This window comes from Paenibacillus sp. NPDC058177 (genome assembly GCF_042883835.1).
Lineage (GTDB): Bacteria > Bacillota > Bacilli > Paenibacillales > Paenibacillaceae > Paenibacillus_AQ > Paenibacillus_AQ agri.
Genome location: NZ_JBHVVB010000001.1, coordinates 1372703 through 1391688, shown reverse-complemented (window position 1 = coordinate 1391688; position 18986 = coordinate 1372703). Strand labels below are relative to the sequence as shown.

The window sequence follows — 18986 nt, the reverse complement described above, 5'->3', positions numbered from 1 at the left end:
GGATGAATGAGCTGAAAATACCGAAACGGATGACGACGGCACTCGTCAACTCTCTGACCGCAGGGGTTGTGCCACGGATCGGGCTGGAGCATATTGCCGTTGGCCGCAGGCCGGAGATCGAAGCGATCCTGCGTGATATGGATAACATTGCTGAAGGCGGTGCCGCCTTCAAGCTGATCACGGGCAAGTTTGGTAGCGGCAAAAGCTTTTTACTGCAAATGATCCGCAATTACGCGATGGATCGGGATTTTGTTGTAGCAGATGCTGACCTCTCCCCGGAACGGCGCCTGGTCGGAACAAAAGGACAGGGTTTGGCTACCTATCGTGAGCTGATGAGCCATTTATCGACCCGCACCCGGCCGGATGGTGGCGCGCTGGAGATTGTGCTGCAGAAGTGGATTCTCTCGCTTCAGCAGACTGTGATGCGGGAACAGGGCTACGGCCCTGAGCATGCCGGTCTTGGCGAAGCTGTGGAGAAGCAGATTTATGCTGTGGCTTCCGAGATGAGGGGGCTGGTCCACGGCTTTGATTTTGCCAAGATACTAGCTTCCTACTGGAATGGCCATAAGCTGGCCGATGATGATCTGAAGCAGGACGCACTCCGCTGGCTGCGCGGTGAATTCGCTACAAAGACCGAAGCAAGAAAAGCGCTCGGTGTTGGTGTCATCATTGACGACGACAACTGGTACGACTACATGAAGCTGTGGGCGGAATTCACAGCGGCTATCGGGTACAAGGGGCTGCTTCTCTTTATTGACGAGGGTGTCAACTTGTACAAGATTACGAATAGTATTTCACGGCAGAGCAATTATGAGAAGCTGCTCACGATGTTCAATGATACGATGCAGGGGAAGGCGGAGCATCTGGGGATTTTCCTTGGCGGGACCCCACAATTCGTTGAGGACGGCCGGCGGGGTTTGTTCAGCTATGAGGCTCTGCGTTCCCGGCTCGTGGCTGGGCGGTATGCCGCAACAGGGCTGAACACCTTTACTGGGCCGATCATCGGTCTGGAGATGCTTTCACCGGAAGAGATCCTTGTTCTGCTGGAGCGGCTGCGCGATATTCATGCCCTGCATTACGGATATGAGTCGACGCTGAGCCGGGAGCAACTTGTACACTTCATGGAGGAAGCCGTCGGCAGACTAGGTGCGGACGAGCTGTTGACACCACGGGAGATCGTACGTGACTTCATGGATCTGCTGCATTCGCTGCACCAGCATCCGGAGCTGTCCTTTGAGAAGCTGGTGGGTGAAACGAAGGCTAAGGGTGACGAGACCGAGCAAAGCGAGATGGATTCGTTATTAGCGGAGTTTGAGCTATGAGCGAGAACCCTTTTTATCGGCTGGCTCCATTTATTAAGGAATTTATATATAAAAATCGTTGGGAGACTCTGCGCGAAGCTCAGGTTGACGCCTGCCGGGTACTGTTCGAAACGCCGAATCATTTGCTGATTGCTTCTGGTACAGCATCGGGCAAAACGGAGGCGGCTTTCTTTCCGGCACTGACCGAGTTGTACGAGCGTCCCTCAGATTCTGTTGGGATTTTATATATCGCGCCGCTCAAAGCGTTGATCAACGATCAATTTACAAGGTTGAACGACCTGCTGCGTGAGGGCGGCATCCCGGTGTGGCATTGGCATGGAGACGTTCCCCAGGCTGAGAAGACGAAGCTGATGCAAAAGCCGTCCGGTGTGCTCCAGATTACCCCCGAATCGCTGGAAGGGCTACTGATGAACCGGCCGAATGCTATTCCGGCCTTGTTCAATGATCTGCGCTTCATCGTTATTGATGAAGTGCATGCGTTTATGGGCGGCGATCGCGGCATCCAGGTCCTCAGCCAGCTGGCGCGAATTTCGCGCATGGCAGGCTGTTCGCCGCGGAGGATCGGACTCTCGGCGACGCTCAGCGACTACGAGTCCGTGACGAAGTGGCTGGCGGCGGGAACCCGCCAGCCGGTCGAGATCTCGGCGCCGCAGGGCGGGCGGAAGCTCCGCCTAAGCGTCGAGCATTTCTCGTTCCCGGACGCCAGGGACGAGAAGGGGGCCGAGCAGCTTGAGCTGGCTCGGCAGTCGTATTTTGATTACATCTACGACTACACCCATCTGAAGAAAGCGCTGATCTTCACCAACAGCCGTACCGATGCTGAATCGGCGATTCTGGAGATGCGGCGGATCGCCGCGAAGCGGGGGGAACGGGATGTTTTTCACGTTCACCATGGCAGTATTTCAGCGCTGCTTCGGGAGGAGACCGAAGCAGCGCTCAGACAGGGTCCGGGCCCGGCGGTGGCCGCCGCAACCTTGACCCTGGAGCTTGGTATTGACCTGGGCGAGCTGGAGCGGGTAATCCAGCTCGGTGCGCCTTACAGCTGCGCGAGCTTTGTGCAGCGGCTGGGGCGTTCCGGTCGGCGGGGCGACGCCGCCTCCGAGATGATATTCGTCACGCCTGAAGAAGAGGACGAAGAGGCACAGCTGCCCGCCCGTATGCCCTGGAGCCTGCTGCGGGCCATCGCTGTAATCGAGCTGTACGTGCGGGAGAAATGGGTGGAGCCGCTGGCGGTGCGGAAGCTGCCGGTAGGGCTGTTATATCATCAGACGATGAGCATTTTGAAGAGCATGGGTGAGGCTGAGCCGGATGACCTAAAGGAAGCGGTGCTGAGTCTGCCATCCTTCAGGGAGGTTGCTCCGGAGGATTATGATGACTTTCTAACCTACTTGCTGGGTATGGGGCAGATCGAAAAGATGGAAGAGGGCAGCCTGCTGATTGGGCTGGCTGGTGAGAAAATCGTCAACAACTTCCGTTTCTACGCAGTATTCAAGGATGATGAAGAGCATGTCGTCTATAACGGAACGGAAGAGATCGGCTCCATTACGACGGTGCCGCCGCCGGGGTACTGCTTCACACTCGCTGGAAAACTGTGGAAGGTAGAGGAGGTAGACAATCGGCACAAAGCGGTGTATGTCAAAACTTCACGCGGCAAGGTGGACACGCTCTGGCTCGGTGCCGGCGGTGATGTGCATACCCGGATCATGACCAAGATCCGGGAGGTGCTGGGGGATACGGCGCTGTATCCATATTTGGCACCTAGTGCGGCAGCCAGACTGGAACGAGCACGCCGTCTGGCCAAGGAAAGCGGCCTGCTGGAGCGCTCGGTGCTCCCGGCTGGCGGGGATTCGATGTTCATCCTGCCATGGGCCGGCAGCCGGCAGTTCCGTACCCTTGAACGACTGTTGAAGAACAACCTAAAAGGCAAGCTTAACCTTCGTTCCATAGTGCCAATGGAGCCTTATTACATGGTGGTTGCCGGAAAGACGGATGCCGAAACCTTGGAAGCAGAAATCCTTGCTGAAAGCGCCGCTACAGCAGACCCGCTCGGACTGTTAGCCCCGGACGAGGCTCCGTATCTGGGTAAGTACGACGAGTTCATCCCACATGATCTGCTGCGCAAAGCATTTTCGCTGGATGGTCTGGATCTCCCAGGTCTGCTTGAGGTCCTGAAGCAGTGGCGGCGGCCGCGATAAATTTACTGGTGAGAATTTGACCGGGATAAATGCAAGGAAAACAGGAGTAGTCCCAGCATGGGACTGCTCCTGTTTATGTATGACTAAGTTTTGTACAAGTGGCCGGAAAGAATAGTACGAAGATTAGTTGGTCCAGTGTACCAAGGTGATGCAGGGCACTAGTCCGAGCGACTCGGCAAGCCGGATAGAGGTATGGTTGGTTTCAAGCACATGATATCGCGGGATTCGTCCGTCCCGGTGAAGATAGAAGAGTGCTGTTTGCACGACCTTCTTCGCTAATCCCTTGCCTCTCGCTGATTCCACTGTATAGACCGCACCGATCTCCCACACTTGGTCTTCATTACGGAAGGCTAGACAAGTGCTTAGCGGTGTCTCTCCCTCAAAAATAGATACAGAGAATGCACCACTTCGGAAATACTCTTGTATTTCCTCCAGGCTGTAGTGATTTCCCTCCCATAACGGCAAGAGGCGGTTATCCAGCAGTTCTAACTGGACAGTCTCCTGTGCGGGTAACATATGCAGATTGGCAGGAGTAGTGTACGTGATATATCCCCGGGCTTTGGTCAATGAAAAATGCTTGGACAATACTGCGTAGTAAGCCTCGTCCTGAAGCTTGAACACAAGTTTGGCGTCTTTTGGCACCAAGGCAAGAAGATGGGGGAACACTGCGGGACTGCTGTATTCCATGAATACAATAAGCTCAGCTTCCGGGTATGTTCGATGATCGTAAGCATAGGCTTCGGCTGGCAACAACAGCAGGACTCCCCGTCCCTCCGGACACTCCACGTAGTGGCAGTTCATCACATGGCTGAAATACGTCACCATTTTGAGCAAGGTGATGTTCTTGAGCGGCTGCTCACGCAAATACTTTAGAATAGTATCCCTCTGGTCCATTGTTGTCAGGCTCCCCTCTTCATATATGGCTGCCTGTATAGTTACTTCTTGACATAATCCCCGGCATATTTCCCTTCATAGAAAAAGCCATCTAGTTCCGCAGCAATAGCAACATCGGTCTCAACATTTCTGACTTTGTACACCTTTGTTCCTACTTCAAAGTGATTGGAAAAGACATCCGAAGTGAATTTGTGCGACTTTTCATTAGAGATCTCCTCCACTGTTCCGAGTTCTTTTTCAATCTCTGCAGTTGTCTTGAGATCAAAGGAATACAGCTTGCCGTCCCATACAATAAATCTGGAAGTCCAGTCGGGGCTGCCTACGTATTGTTTTTTTGTTGCCGAGGAACAGCCAACCACCGTAATTATAAGCAGCGCTGTTACAAGTACCAAAAATATTTTTTTCATGTCTATTTCCTCCTCAGCAGTATTTTGAAATTTATCTTTAATTTTATGCTTCTTTTTTTCAGAAAGCTACTGAAAATTCTCATTCTGTTTTTTTAGCCTCCCTCATTGCGTTTTTCCAACCGGTATTCACTTGGCGACATCCCGCTCCATTTGCGGAATTGCTTGGAGAAATACAGTGCATCATTAAAGCCAACAGAAGAAGCCACTTGATCAATTGCCAGATGTCCGCGAAGCAATTCTTCGGCCTTGTTCATACGTACTTTCATCAAATATTGCTTAGGAGACATCCCTGTTCTGACCTTGAAGGCTTTGGACAAGTGAGCCCGGTGATAGCCAAGGGAGGAGGCCATATGATCAATGTTGACCTGCTGATGATACTCAAAGGTAATCCAGCGTATGGCCTGATCGATCTGCCGGTCGATGATGCTGGGCATCGCTTGAGACGGAACAGAGAGAGTACTGCGATTGTCATAACCAAACTGATGAAGGAGGAGACGCAGCCAACCGGAAGCCTCCAGACTTTCCAATTGCGGATACGGCGATTGTTGAAAGGAAAGCCGGGTCTTCTCATACAGAACTCTTAGTTCCGACAAATGTTCGGAGTGAATGACTGGCTGCTCTTTCGTGATACCGACTCTGCTGAGCAGTGCCGGGACAGCATCGCCCCTAAGACCGACCCATGCATAAGACCATGGCTTGAGCGTGTCGGCCTGATAGCAGAACAAAGCGCCTGGAAAGATAATAAAGGTATCTCCTGAACTGCAGGGATGAATCTTCCCGCTTCCGCTCTGAAAGGTGCCTTCTCCATCAAAGACCGTATGAATCAGATAATAGTCGTGGACAGACGGACCGACCTTATGACCGGGGACCGGTGAAGCTTCACCGCTGAATAATACGGTCAAATCTGGTTCGTCCGGTATCAGGTTAAAGCCGGATGTATAAGATGAATGTTCTGGACTCATAACGTAAAGCCGCCTCCTGGACAATTGAAAATAGAACCGGAGACCATTATAGCAAATTTAGATCCATGCAACAAAAATCCATATGTCTCTTGTATTTCTCCATATTCAATCGAAGCGTGCTAATTTATAGTGGATATTGAAAAGAGCGACGCTGAATGCCTGCTGTTAGTGCATTTTAAGGCGGATTACTCCTTGTGATGCAACAGGATTTATAATTAATGCAGTCTTCAGTGTATACATTCGAAGGAGGATTTCACATGTCCAAAATTACATTTATCGGTGCAGGCAGCACCGTGTTTGCCAAGAACGTACTGGGTGACTGCATGAGAACACCTGCCCTGCAAGGTTTTGAGCTGGCCTTGTTTGATATTGATCCGGTTCGTCTTGCTGATTCGGAGAACATGCTGAATAATATTAAATCTTCCCATGGATCGACTTGTCTAGTCAAAGCCTACACTGACCGCAAAGAAGCACTGCGCGGTGCCAAATATGTAATTAATGCGATTCAGGTCGGTGGTTACGATCCGTGCACAATTACTGATTTCGAAATTCCGAAGAAATATGGTCTTCGCCAGACCATTGCAGACACAGTCGGCATCGGCGGAATTTTCCGCAATCTCCGCACGATTCCTGTCATGCTGGATTTCGCTGCAGATATCCGGGAAGTCTGTCCGGATGCCCTGTTCATGAACTATACGAACCCAATGGCAGTGCTGACGAATGTCATGAGTACGTACGGAGGCGTTAAGACGGTTGGCCTGTGTCACAGCGTGCAGCACTGCGTTCAGGATTTGTTCAGGGATCTTGGCATGGATCATAAGGGTGTTCAGGGCAAGATTGCCGGTATCAACCATATGGCTTGGTTATTGGAAGTGACCAAGGATGGTGAGGATCTGTACCCGGAAATTAAACGCCGGGCGGCAGAGAAGCAGAAGGAGCATCACCATGACATGGTCCGTTATGAGATGATGCTGAAATTCGGTTACTATATCACCGAATCTTCCGAGCACAATGCAGAGTATCACCCTTACTTTATCAAACGTAACTATCCTGAGCTGATCGAGCGCTTCCAGATTCCACTGGACGAGTATCCGCGCCGGTGCGTGGAGCAGATTGGAAACTGGAAAAATATGCGTGAAGATCTGGTCAATAACCCGGGGCTTCAGCATGAACGCTCCGCTGAATATGCATCTTACATCATGGAGGCTATTGAGACGAATGTGCCGTTCAAAATCGGCGGCAACGTCATGAATACTGGCCTAATTACCAACTTGCCTAAAGAAGCCTGTGTTGAGGTGCCATGTCTGGTTGATGCGAGCGGTATTACTCCAACATTTGTAGGCGATCTTCCGCCACAATGCGCAGCCCTGAACCGTACCAATATCAATACCCAATTGCTGACGATTGAAGCAGCGATCACACGCAAGAAGGAGCATATTTATCACGCGGCTATGCTGGACCCACATACATCTGCGGAGCTGTCGATGGATGATATCATCGCGATGTGTGATGATCTGATCGAAGCCCATGGAGATTGGTTGCCGCAGTACAACTAATATTCAGGAATAAGAATGGAAGAAGGACAGGATACTATTCCCAGAAGGGAAATATCCTGTCCTTTTTGTATACTGCATTCGTATTCCATGAGAAGGAGGTATTGTCATGAGTAAATCAGTCCTGGTGATTGATGACGAGGAACGGATATCTAGGCTGCTTCAGCTCGAGCTATCCCATGAAGGTTATGAGGTTGAGATTGCCCATGATGGAAGAGAAGGTCTGGAGCTGGCGCTCGGGCAGTCTTGGGATATCATCATTCTGGACATCATGATGCCAGGCCTGAATGGAGTGGAAGTCCTGCGCAGATTGCGCAAAGCGGATGAGACTACACCAGTTATTCTTGTTACTGCTCGAAATACGACGCCTGATATTGTATCTGGATTGGATCAGGGAGCCAATGACTATATTACGAAACCTTTTGAGATTGAAGAACTGCTGGCAAGAATTAGGGCGCATATTCGCACGCCTGCCGTGAATCCTCAGCCACAGGGAGAAGAGAGTCCTGTTATCGAAGCAGACAATTTGACTATCAATAAACAGACCAGAGATGTCACTAGAGGAGAGCAACGGATTGAGCTAACGCCCAAGGAGTTCGACTTGCTTGTGTATATGATCGAACACAAGAATCACGTCTTGAGCAGGGAGCAGATCATCAAGGATGTCTGGGATTTTGAGTTTGTGGGAGACACGAATGTAGTGGATGTGTACATCCGTTACTTGCGGCAGAAGATCGACAAGGGCCACAAGAAGAAGCTTATCAAGACCAGCCGGGGTATAGGATACAGCATTCGGGAGGAAGACGATTGAAGATCGGTACCCGAATTAATCTTCTCACTTCCTTGGTCCTCATTGGTATTCTCCTGTTTGTCGATATCACTGTATACTGCCTATACATCACGAATGCTACCCGCAACGCAAATGAGCTGATCCTGAGTAAATGGGAGCCGATTGTGAACAAGGCTGCTGCCCTCCCGGAGGCAGAACAGGAGCTCCTGCTCCGAAGTTCCCTGACACAAAGTACCTATATACGTATATCCGATTTCCTTAACAATAAAGTCTATGAAATAACGCATGGAAAAGATATGAATTTGAGCGGTATTTCCTTCAAGTATGCCAGGCACCGGAAGTGGCTCCTTCTGGAGCGGGAAAATGAGTTAGTTATGGTCGTACATATTCCGGTCATGGTAGAGAATAAAGTGACCAGCGGTTATGAGATCGCTGCGAAGCTGGATGGTCTGAAGGCAAGCATTCAAAATCTTCTAACCATCCTTAGCATATCGTCATTGATCGCTGTCCTCTTATGTCTGGCAGCAGGTAAGCTGGTGTCCCGAACCATTTTGAAGCCCATCACTAAAAGCATCCAGACGATGCGGAAGAATGAAGAGAGCCTGACCTTTAACACCATTCCTCTACAAGGTTCCGCTCGTGATGAGCTTTATGATCTGACAGAGACCTTCAACCGAATGATTGGACGATTGGAAGAAAGCTTTTGGAAGCAGCAGCAATTTGTATCTGATGCCTCTCATGAACTGAATACGATGTTGACGATTATTGAGGGTTATGCCAATATGCTGAAGCGATGGGGGAACGAGGATCAGGCGGTGCAGGAAGAGGCGATTCAGTCGATCTATGAGGAAACTAAGCGTATGCGTAAGATGACCCGGCAGCTGCTTATGCTGGCCTCTTCGCAGCAAAGCACAAAGTTGAATCTGGAGCCAGTGAATATGGTGGAGGTCTGCCAGCAGGTGATTGCCCGCTTCCATTTGATTAACGAGCGTACAATTCGGCTACATGCCAGTCCCGAGGCGAAGGATATTGAAGCAGACCGCAATAAAATTGAGCAGCTGCTGATTATCTTGGTGGACAATGCGCAGAAATACAGTTCTCAAGTGGTAGATATTTTTATTTCCGAAAAAGATGGAGAAGTTACGGTTGCTGTGAAGGATCAAGGAATCGGAATTCCGCAGCACGAGATCAAACACGTCTTCGAGCGGTTCTATCGCGTGGACAATTCACGGCACCGCAAGACGGGAGGGACCGGTCTGGGTCTTCCGATTGCCAAATCTATTGTGCAGGAGCATGACGGCTTAATCTGGATTGAAAGCGTGGAGGGCGAGGGAACAACTGTAAGTGTCAGGCTGCCTGTAACATCAACTCCACATCCGGCAAAAGATTCGGGAGAGACCAGATGTTAATCTCCTATAGACGAGCCGCGGCAAAGCCACATCCAGAGTTATCGGATGTGGCTGTAGTATTATAGTGGTCTATTTTTCAAAATTAAAGTATCCAAAAAGATCTTGTGACGCATTATCGCCGTTATTGCTATTACTGCTGCTACTGCTGTTATCGTCGTTATTGCTGTTATCCATCGCTGAATGGGAGACAGATTGTCCGCTTGATGGCAGAACACGACGCGCTGTTGTGTAATGCGAATCCCACCAGCCGGAATTCAGATTCGTGACGGTGACACCGGCTTTGCCGTAGGTATGCAGTATCTTGCCGTCGCCCATATAAATAGCTACATGGTGAATAGGGGAGTAGAAGAAGACGAGATCACCCGGTTGCAGCTGACTTCTTGATACATAAGTGCCCGCAGTAGATTGCTGGGTTGATGTACGTGGAAGGGTAACGCCGTTCTGCTTGAATACGTATTGAGTGAAGGACGAGCAGTCGAAGGAACTTGTATTTCCTGTCTTAGCTCCAAATTTATAAGGAGTTCCCTGGAATTTTAACCCGGTTGCAATGATGCTATCTGCTACAGAAGAAGAAGTCTGACTCGATGCGGCATAGGCTGTACTGGAACCGTCTAAGATAGCAACACCTGAAGTCATCAGGGCAAGCCCTAAGCTGACACCGACACAAAGCTTGCGGATACGTTGTTTGTTATGGATACTCATACATTACCTCCTATGGTTTTGTGCGGGCTGATTACCCTGAGAACACCATAGCATAGATAAAATAACCATAACTTACCATGCAACCTTGGATCTCGCTTGTGCCAACCGATGTGGAGAGTTTATTAGAGTACGCTGAGAAATTTCACATCTTTTTCTTATTGACATACTTATAGAATGGAGACTTGGGGACTTCATAGCTGCGGCGGTGGGGTCTTTTTGCTGTTTTGTCCAACCCCCTGCAAAGAAACAAGCATAAAAATATAGTGTTATTCCTGCATCACAGCGGGGCGAAATCATCAGGAGGTGGGAAACGGTGATCGTGAAAAAACATAGTTTAGCACCGGGTTCAGCCTATAACACGCCTTATCATGTTATCAGAGGAAGCCAGCGGGGACCGGTCTTTATGATTGTCGCGGGGATACACGGAAATGAAACGGCCAGCATGAAAGCAGCACAGCGGATAGTGGATCAGCTTTGTCATGGAAGTAGGGGTATTCAGCGAGGGACCTTGATTATCGTGCCGATTCTGAATAAACAAGCATACCGTAAGCGGATTCGTGGAATGCCTGACCTTAACCGCACATTCCCTATGCAGAAAAATGAAGCAGCGAGCCATCCACTGGCTTCATCTTTGTGCCGGTTGATGCGCAGCTACCGCCCATCCTGGTATTTGGATCTTCACGAAGCCAATGGGTTGTCCCAGCGGAGCAAGCATGTGCTGGGTCAAAGCCTGGTCGTCAGCCCGGGGAATCCGGCAGTGCCTGCTGTCCGCCGTGTTCTTAAAGGCATCAACGGGACTATAGGAGTAGAATCCCTGCGTTTCAACATTCGTCTGCGCTCCCGGTCCGGCACTTCAAGGATGGCGGCCTCCCGGTTGTTTGGTGCGAAGGCAGTGACCGTAGAGACCTGCTGGAGTCTAAATCATACTGACCGGGTGCATTATCAAATGGATATCATCAATCGATTCCTGCGTTACGCGGGGTTAATGTCTTGATTACTTGTCTAAAAAAGAAAATACACTCCCGTATCTTCCCTTATACACGGGCTCTCCGAAGTCCTTAACCCACTCATTGTAAAGCTTGCGGGACACGCCGTCATGGACAATGACATAATCGGGATGATCGGCTTTGACAATCTCCGGCAAATATTCGGAGAACCCGTACATGGAGCGTTCAAAGGCCGTCCAGCCCAAGGCACCTATAGATTCTTTGGTGATAAAAGGGTCCTGTCTTCCGTCACAGAGGATATCCCCGCCACGGAACATCACGTAACCGGATGAGCCGTAGCGGGAGAATACCCGTGGGCGCACACCGTCCGGAGTTTTGTCAAGAATATAGGTCATCTCATCGACGGGATAGCTTTTGGCATCTACCACGGGCGGAACGAGAAAGATGTAGGCGGTATTGATTGCCAGGCCCAGCGTTAAGCAGAGCAGAATCGTTTTTCGTGCGGGCACATACGCGAACTTGCGGAAACGGGATACCTTCGGAAGCGCCTCGAAGAACACGGCGGCAAAGTATGGAATGAATAGCCACATGAACAAATTTTGTTTGAAGTTGGACACACCCAGATACAATATTCCGAGCATCATAAAGAACCGGAACGGCTTACGTTGCAAGGCAAAAGGCAATGTAGCGGCGAAAAATAGCAGGAGCAGCAGAATCGGAAGATTCAATAGCTTGTTAAATTGAAGCGGCTGCCATTCGTTAATCAGCAGATTGAAGTTCTTCTGGGTGACGGCCAGGATGAACAGCAGGCTTTTTAGCCCACCAGGGTTGGCTAGACCAGCAAGCCAGGTAAGCACATAAACGATGATATGGCGTCTGGTCCATGTTTTGGCAATCAGTGCTTCCAGGAACGTCATTCCCGTGAACACAGCGATGACGAGCCACACGCCCGCGTGAAAGTTGGCGATAGCACAGGACAGGAGGATCATCGCGGCTGCGTATCGTTTTTTGGCAACCATCTGAAATTCACGCATGTAAACAAAAAACCACACAATCATAAACGCGGAGATCATTTGTGGCCGGCCTTTGAAGTAATTATAATAAATCCAGCAACTGATCAGCAGCACAAAGGGCAACAGCAGTGGATGGTTCTCTGATAGATCCAGCTCTTTGCGTGAAACCCGTCCTAACCGTAGCAACCCTAGAATAAGTAACAATAGACACACAGCAGTCAATATGTATATCCCCGGCCAGCCGAACGCTTGATATAGCGGCGCAACGAGTAGCTGGAATCCGAATTCATGCGGTACATAAGGCAGTTTATCCCCGTAAAATGTATGTATAGCGTGATGCAGCACCTGACCGTGCTCAATCATATAACGCCCCACTTCGATATGCCAAAAAGTATCCGGATCATTATACGAATATTTGGGTATCATTACCAAGATTAATCCTATAATTAGTACACAATATAAGATATGGATAGCTTTTGGCTTCATTAGATCAGTTCCTTCTCCAGTTTTCTCCTACTATACAGTGACTTCCCTAAGGAATGGTTAATATTCTGACATTTTACATACGGTATTTATAGTCCGTTTATGATTAAGGTTTACAGTGGAGAGGAGCCTATACCAAAAAGGAGACTTCTTATGAAAATAAATCCGGTTGTCCTCATCGTATCCTCCGCTTTTGGCGATGGTCATGCCAAGACAGCGCAAGCGCTGCAGCAGTCTTTTATGGCGCGCGGGGTAGAGCAGGTGTATATTGTTGATTTGTTTGCGGAAGTTCACCCTTTTCTGAATGCAGTTTCTCGTACCTTTTATTTGAAAAGCACGGCTTACGCTCCCGGTCTGTACGGCATGCTGTACGATATGACAAGTCGAATGAAGCCGGGCCAGCCGCTCAGCCGTTTTTTACATTCCATGGGGAAGCGTAAGGTCGAAGAAGTTCTGAAGCGTCTGAAACCAGATGTTATTATTCATACGTTTCCTTATTTGGCTGCCTCCGAGCTTAGTGAGAAAGTCGGTATGCAAGTGCCGATATTTACCGTGTTGACAGATTATGTTCTGCATGGGCGGTGGATTCATCCTTCGACTTGGAAATACTTTGCACCTTCGGATAGTGTAAAAGAAGCCCTTTTGGCATCAGGAGTACCTCCACAGGCGATCACAGTCAGCGGCATCCCGATTCGTGAAGCGTTCCAGAAGATTCCGGATCGAACAGAGCTGCTTCGCAAGCACGGGTTAAACGCAAGCAGACGTTATATTCTTCTCTCTGCAGGAGCTTACGGTGTTTTGGGTAATGTCCAGCGGATTATCCGAACCATTTTGGAGCAATCCGAGTTCGACGTGATCGTACTGTGCGGAAATAACCATAAGCTGCGTCTGAATCTCGAACGTCGCCATCAGTGGAATGATCGGGTGCATATTCAGGGGTACACCGATCAGATTCATGAGCTGATGTCACTCTCGTCCGGGCTCTTGACCAAAGCAGGAGCAATCACTTTGACTGAGGCCTTTTCCCAGTCCTTGCCGGTGATCGTCTACCGCCCTTTACCGGGACAGGAGAAGGGCAACGCCCGCAGTCTGTCTGGGCAAAAAGCGATCTATACCGCGTATAACGAGAAGCAACTGGCCGATTATCTCCATCAGCTTCAGATTAAGAACGGTCATGAAGAAGTTGAACTGTCTATGCATGCCCTCTCTCGCAAGGAATCCTCCCAAGTCATCGTCTCAGAAGTGCTGGATGCATTGGAAACGGCTTATGATAGACAGATGGTTAGTGAGCCTCACTAATGCTGAGATTACAATACACATTTATCGTTTGACTTCCAGGATATTCTTAATTAATATGGGTGTAGATGAATCGGGCGATGGAGTTCGCCATTAACCGTCTCTTGCAGACTAATGACTCCTACCAGTGAGGTTTTGGCTGGTAGGAGTCTGTTTTGTTATCGGATAAATCTGGGGCATGGGAGTATGGACACGATGAACGATTGGCGAGAACGATGGAGGGCTTATGCGGGAGAGAGGAGCCACTTGGCTATCTGGACCACTGTTGTAAAATGGATCATTCTCGGGAGCTGCATCGGTATTTTAACCGGGACAGCCTCGGCATTGTTCCTAAAAAGTCTGGATTATGTTACGACGCTGCGCATGGAGCATTCATGGCTGCTATTTTTACTTCCGCTTGGGGGTGCGCTGGTCAGCTATTTATATTATCGATATGGTAAGGATAGTATCAAGGGCAATAATCTGATCATAGAAAATATTCAGGGCGGAGAAGCGCCGATTCCACTGCGTATGGCGCCGCTTGTGCTGTTCGGAACGCTCGTCACCCATCTGTTCGGCGGTTCTGCCGGGCGAGAGGGGACTGCGGTACAGATGGGAGGCAGTCTCGCCGACAGCTTCGGCAGATGGATTCGGATCAGCCCGCTGGATCGTAAAATCCTGTTAATGTGCGGGATCAGCGGGGGCTTTGGTTCTATTTTTGGCACACCGCTGGCTGGAACATTGTTTGGGCTTGAAGTGATTGCGCTTGGATTGATCAGCCACCAGGCGCTCCTGCCTTGCTTTGCAGCCAGTTTTGTTGGTGATCTGGTCGCCACGAAGCTGTGGAAGGTGCATCATATTCATTATGCCGTCAGTGAGTTTCCTGCACTGGACTTCCTGGTTGTGCTAAAGGTGCTGATGGCATCCGTGATCTTCGGGCTGGTCGGTATGCTTTTCAGTCAACTTACTCATTTTTTGAAAGTGCACTTTACAATGTTGATCAAGAATCCGATGGTAAAAAGTGCGCTGGGCGGGTTCATTATTATTACCTTGGTGTACCTCGTCGGGACTAGGGAATATCTGGGTCTTGGCCTCCCGCTAATCGCGGATTCTTTTCAAGGAGAAGTCTCTCCATTCGCATTTCTCTGGAAACTGATCTTCACCTCGCTTACTCTGGGTACGGGTTTTCAGGGGGGAGAGGTAACGCCGCTGTTCGCCATTGGCGCGACTCTTGGCCATACTTTGGCTGGGCTGCTGCACATGTATGGTCCTTTTCTGGCTTCTCTCGGCTTTATCGCAGTGTTCTGCGGTGCGACGAATACACCGATCGCTTGCTTCCTGATGGGGATTGAGTTGTTTGGATCTGGCGGAGCCATCTATATGTTTATGGCCTGTGTCGTAAGCTATCTCTTCTCTGGTCATACGGGTATTTATACCTCACAGCTGATTGGGATCTCGAAGAGTCATCTAATCTCAATACCGCAAGGGACTACTCTTGCTTCGGTTAAAGAATTGGGTAAGGTGAAGCTCGAGAAGCGGGATGAAGATTAGTCTTCAATTAATTTTATAATAAGGTAAAAAATGTTATAATCGTGAAGAGGACGGTGATGATAATCATGAGTGTTCTTTTAGTGATTGGTGTTATCATTGCATTTGTTGGTCCATTAGCCTGGTCTTTTGTTGCTGTTGGAAAACGTATATCCGCTGAAGAGAAGAAGGAAGGGAGAGATCTTACGAATGAGATCAATCCTTTTACAGGCGGAAAATAACTTGCAAGCCCCTGCTTAAGTAGCGGGGGTTTATTTTTGTTTATGGGTATGGCTGAACTTCGAACAGGGGAATTGTGAGAGAGGGTTTTCTAGAAAGCTTCTGTCTGCTTGGATCAATGTTTGTTCCAAAATATTGTATAATATAGGACGAGCCTTTACTTAGAGGAGTGAATTAATGTATTCGCAGTATATTTTGTTAGCGGTTATTATGTCCTTTATTATCGGACGATTAATTGGCACGAACATCAGCTTTATGAAGCAGGTAATGGCTTCGCTATTCAGCGTGATTGTGACGTCTTCGGTGTATTGGTACGGCTATTTGCGCGGACGCAGCCTCGATCATTTTGATACCGACGGTTGGCTGTGGCTGCTCAGCATGGTCATTGTCTCGCTGCTCTTCTATCTCTTGTTCGAAATGTTCGATCCGATCCCGCTTGGTGAACGGGGTGAACGGCTTGCTGACACGAAAAATCCGTTCCGGAGGCTATCTGCCTGGTGGCGCAGACAACGCAGATACATTCAGGTGCTGATGATCGCACTTCGGTACGGTGTCGGCAAAAATCTGGCGATCAAGCGTTCACCGGCTAACGATCAAAAACTCGCTATATCCCTCCGTAAAACGCTGGAGAATTGCGGTGGATTTTTCATTAAATTCGGTCAGGTATTATCAACGCGCTCTGATCTTCTGCCTCCGGCAATCATTGAGGAGCTGTCGCATCTGCAAGAAAACGTAGCTCGTTTGACGACTTCACAGGTAGAAGAGATTTTGGCTAAAGAGCTGAATCAGCCGCAAGAGGAAATCTTTCAACAATTCGAGATAGAACCGCTTGCTGCGGCTTCAATCGGACAGGTTCATCGTGCAACTCTGCGTGAGAAGGGGCAAAATGTGGTCGTCAAGCTGCTTCGTCCCGACATTGTTGCTAAGCTAGATCGTGATTTGGACATCTTAGTGCGCTTTGCGGCCTGGATTTCTAAGAAATCTGCTTGGGCCAGAAATATCGGCTTTCTTGATTTGGCGAAGGGATTCGCTGTAGCGATGAAGGAAGAGACGGATTTTCGCATTGAGGCCCGTAACTTTGCTCAAGTTAAAGCTTCATTGCAGGATAGTCCCTCCAAGGTGAAGATTCCATACGTCTATCGTGAGTTTAGCAATGCAAAGATCCTCGTCATGGAATATATGGAGGGTGTCAGTGTTAAGAGTGGTACAGCCATTCTGGATGAACGCGGCATCGATCGGGTGGAGGTCCAACGGCGAATTTTTGACTCTATGCTGGAACAAATTTTTGTTAAAGGGATTTTCCATGCCGACCCTCATCCTGGCAATGTCTATATTCTGAATAATGGAACCCCAGCTTTGCTGGATTTCGGTTCCGTTGGACGGCTGGGAACGCTACAACTGGATGCGCTGAAACGATTGCTAATTGGATTCGAGCAGCGGAGCGCTTATATTATCATGGATGCACTGTTGCAGCTTGTCGAGCCAAAGCAGGATATTGATCAGACAGGCTTGGAGCAAGCGCTCAGCCAGTTGTTGGTTCAGACGGCTTATAATGTCGCTGGAAGTTCAGATGCTTTTATTCAAGGGTTGTTTAGCATGATTGGGAAGTTTGGATTTACATTCTATCCTAATGTAGCAGGAGCTTTTCGCTCGCTGATTACGCTTGAGGGTACCATGATGCAATTAAATCCTGCTTTTAACCTGATGGAGGAAGCAAGACGCTTTGCCAGAGAGCAGTCCGCTGAATTTCTTCCGGTCAGTGATTCTACAGATTTGAAAGAGACGGTAACGAATGAATTGCTGGAGATGCTTCCCGTCATTCGCCGACTGCCTCGGAGGATTGATCAACTGGGGGCGATGCTGGAGAAAGGCGATATTTCCTTTAAGGTTGGATTTTTCTCGGATAAAACCAATACGGCATTCGTGACCAAGTGGATCTCGCAAGCGCTGCTTGCTTTTGTCGGGACAGCGTTAGGGGGGATTTCCGTGGGTCTGCTGAGCTTGGGTAGTCACAGCGAGGGGACGAAGATTAGCCTTGTGGAGATTTTCGGATACACCGGTGTTTTGATCAGCGCGGTATTGTTGATTCGGGTTGCGATCCATACAGTGCGGAATTTGAAGCAGGTGCAGGAGTAGTAGGAATTAGGCTTTTAGGGATTTAGAAGTTAAGGGGATAAGGAATTTAGGAGATAAAGAAATATAGAAATCAAGAATGACTAAAAGGGAACTCATGATGTTGCGAAACTGTGATCGCAATGTTAGGGAGTTCTTTTTTTCTTTGGAAATATCATAGACAAAATTCATCATAATCATAGAATCAATAACATTGATGAATTAATTGTGAGGGAATACAATGAACTCGTAGCTAATTATTCTTAACTACTAGGAGGAATTCAATCATGTATACAACTATTGCAGATATTAAAATCCCCGATAGCAAGCTGGCGCTCGGCGCCGCAGAACTGCTGCGTGAGCACGGGGATGAGCTACTCTGGAATCACTCGCACCGGGTGTACCTGTTCGGCGCCTTGCAAGGGAAGCAAGCGAACATGAAATACGACCCTGAGCTGCTCTATATCAGCGCACTATTCCACGATTTGGGGCTGACCAAGCATTATAGCAGTCCGGACAAGCGTTTTGAGGTGGATGGTGCGAATGCCGCTCGCAGCTACCTGCAGCAGAATGGGGTTCCAGACGAATCCAGTCGGCTCGTCTGGGATGCGATTGCGCTGCATACCACCATTGGGGTGGCTCAGTACAAGGAGTCGGAAGTAGCTTTAATTTATTCTGGGGTTGGTTATGATGTGATGGGCGAGAACTTTGAGGCACTGACAGAGGAAGTTCGGAATCAGGTGACGATAGCCTATCCGCGTAACAACTTCAAAAATCGGATTCTGCCGGCCTTCTTGGAAGGGTTCAAACATAAGCCGGAAACGACCTTCGGCAATATTAAGGCCGATGTGTGCGGCTTGCTGTTACCCGGCTTCAAGCCGACGAACTTCTGCGATTGTGTGCTGCATTCGCCTTGGCAGGAATAACACAACAGGGGTGTCTCCTCAGCCGGTAATATGGCTGGGCGAGGCACCCCTTGTTCAGTTGCATTCTTCTGAGATATTATTTCATCGTTTGAGTTTAGTAGCTAAGTAACTGGTTATAAAGTAACAATTCCATATTAAGCACAAACCTAAAGTACAAATCAAAAGCACAAATCAAAAGCACAAACCTAAGCACAAACCTAAGCACAAATCAAAAGCACAAATCAAAAGC

General features: G+C 49.0%; 15 protein-coding genes, 1 pseudogene and 1 riboswitch. Of the genes and pseudogenes, 11 read left to right on the top strand and 5 right to left on the bottom strand.

Annotated features, from left to right (window positions below; genetic code table 11):
• The first annotated feature begins 2 nt into the window (after positions 1 to 2).
• Together ACFVU8_RS06595 and ACFVU8_RS06590 are read left to right on the top strand one after the other, a co-directional pair.
• A complete protein-coding gene (locus ACFVU8_RS06595; RefSeq protein ID WP_379465964.1) occupies positions 3 to 1322 on the top strand; it encodes an ATP-binding protein in 1320 nt (439 codons plus the stop codon).
• Positions 1319 to 3517 carry a DEAD/DEAH box helicase gene (locus ACFVU8_RS06590; RefSeq protein WP_387426400.1) on the top strand — a complete coding sequence of 733 codons (2199 nt, stop codon included), beginning with the start codon at positions 1319 to 1321 and terminating at the stop codon, positions 3515 to 3517. Before ACFVU8_RS06595 ends, ACFVU8_RS06590 begins: the two co-directional genes overlap by 4 nt.
• A gap of 123 nt (positions 3518 to 3640) precedes the next feature.
• On the opposite strand, the gene ACFVU8_RS06585 is transcribed toward ACFVU8_RS06590, so the two are convergent.
• From ACFVU8_RS06585 to ACFVU8_RS06575, 3 genes are all read right to left on the bottom strand, one after another.
• Positions 3641 to 4411, bottom strand: coding sequence for a GNAT family N-acetyltransferase (locus ACFVU8_RS06585; RefSeq protein ID WP_387426399.1), 771 nt, complete (start codon positions 4409 to 4411; stop codon positions 3641 to 3643).
• A 41-nt stretch (positions 4412 to 4452) separates the two neighbouring features.
• On the bottom strand, positions 4453 to 4818 hold the full coding sequence (locus tag ACFVU8_RS06580) for a hypothetical protein (RefSeq protein ID WP_379465961.1): 366 nt from the start codon (positions 4816 to 4818) through the stop codon (positions 4453 to 4455).
• A gap of 92 nt (positions 4819 to 4910) precedes the next feature.
• Positions 4911 to 5780, bottom strand: a complete 870-nt coding sequence (locus ACFVU8_RS06575) for a helix-turn-helix transcriptional regulator (RefSeq protein WP_387426397.1) — start codon at positions 5778 to 5780, stop codon at positions 4911 to 4913.
• 257 nt (positions 5781 to 6037) lie between these two features.
• On the opposite strand from ACFVU8_RS06575, the gene melA reads away from it, so the two are divergent.
• From melA to ACFVU8_RS06560, 3 genes are all read left to right on the top strand, one after another.
• Entirely contained in the window at positions 6038 to 7336 is a 1299-nt protein-coding gene (gene melA, locus ACFVU8_RS06570; protein WP_379465959.1) for an alpha-glucosidase/alpha-galactosidase, read from the top strand.
• A 106-nt stretch (positions 7337 to 7442) separates the two neighbouring features.
• Positions 7443 to 8144 (top strand): response regulator transcription factor, encoded by a 702-nt coding sequence (locus ACFVU8_RS06565; protein ID WP_379465958.1) that lies wholly within the window; start codon positions 7443 to 7445, stop codon positions 8142 to 8144.
• The gene (locus ACFVU8_RS06560; protein WP_387426396.1) at positions 8141 to 9532 is read left to right on the top strand and encodes a sensor histidine kinase; all 1392 of its coding nucleotides are present in this window, start codon (positions 8141 to 8143) and stop codon (positions 9530 to 9532) included. Before ACFVU8_RS06565 ends, ACFVU8_RS06560 begins: the two co-directional genes overlap by 4 nt.
• A gap of 207 nt (positions 9533 to 9739) precedes the next feature.
• Here the strand turns inward: ACFVU8_RS06560 and ACFVU8_RS06555 are convergent.
• A pseudogene (locus ACFVU8_RS06555) lies at positions 9740 to 10168 on the bottom strand (C40 family peptidase); the annotation flags it as partial.
• 379 nt (positions 10169 to 10547) lie between these two features.
• Between ACFVU8_RS06555 and ACFVU8_RS06550 the strand changes: the two are divergent.
• Entirely contained in the window at positions 10548 to 11228 is a 681-nt protein-coding gene (locus tag ACFVU8_RS06550; RefSeq protein ID WP_387426395.1) for a succinylglutamate desuccinylase/aspartoacylase family protein, read from the top strand.
• Here ACFVU8_RS06550 and ACFVU8_RS06545 read toward each other — a convergent pair whose 3' ends face one another.
• Entirely contained in the window at positions 11229 to 12620 is a 1392-nt protein-coding gene (locus ACFVU8_RS06545; protein WP_387426394.1) for a hypothetical protein, read from the bottom strand.
• Between the two features lie 210 nt (positions 12621 to 12830).
• Here ACFVU8_RS06545 and ACFVU8_RS06540 point away from each other — a divergent pair, with 210 nt between their 5' ends.
• The 5 genes from ACFVU8_RS06540 to ACFVU8_RS06520 all read left to right on the top strand — a co-directional run bounded on the left by ACFVU8_RS06540 (position 12831) and on the right by ACFVU8_RS06520 (position 18757).
• On the top strand, positions 12831 to 13976 hold the full coding sequence (locus ACFVU8_RS06540; protein ID WP_387426392.1) for an MGDG synthase family glycosyltransferase: 1146 nt from the start codon (positions 12831 to 12833) through the stop codon (positions 13974 to 13976).
• Between the two features lie 64 nt (positions 13977 to 14040).
• Positions 14041 to 14104, top strand: a riboswitch (Fluoride riboswitch).
• 64 nt (positions 14105 to 14168) lie between these two features.
• Complete coding sequence (locus ACFVU8_RS06535) at positions 14169 to 15503, top strand: voltage-gated chloride channel family protein (protein WP_387426390.1); 1335 nt, start codon at positions 14169 to 14171, stop codon at positions 15501 to 15503.
• Positions 15504 to 15559: 56 nt separating this feature from the next.
• Positions 15560 to 15721: a hypothetical protein gene (locus ACFVU8_RS06530; RefSeq protein WP_387426388.1), complete on the top strand. Its 162-nt coding sequence runs from the start codon at positions 15560 to 15562 to the stop codon at positions 15719 to 15721.
• Positions 15722 to 15896: 175 nt separating this feature from the next.
• A complete protein-coding gene (locus tag ACFVU8_RS06525; protein WP_387426387.1) occupies positions 15897 to 17855 on the top strand; it encodes an ABC1 kinase family protein in 1959 nt (652 codons plus the stop codon).
• Between the two features lie 263 nt (positions 17856 to 18118).
• Entirely contained in the window at positions 18119 to 18757 is a 639-nt protein-coding gene (locus ACFVU8_RS06520; protein WP_387426386.1) for an HD domain-containing protein, read from the top strand.
• Positions 18758 to 18986: the final 229 nt, after the last annotated feature.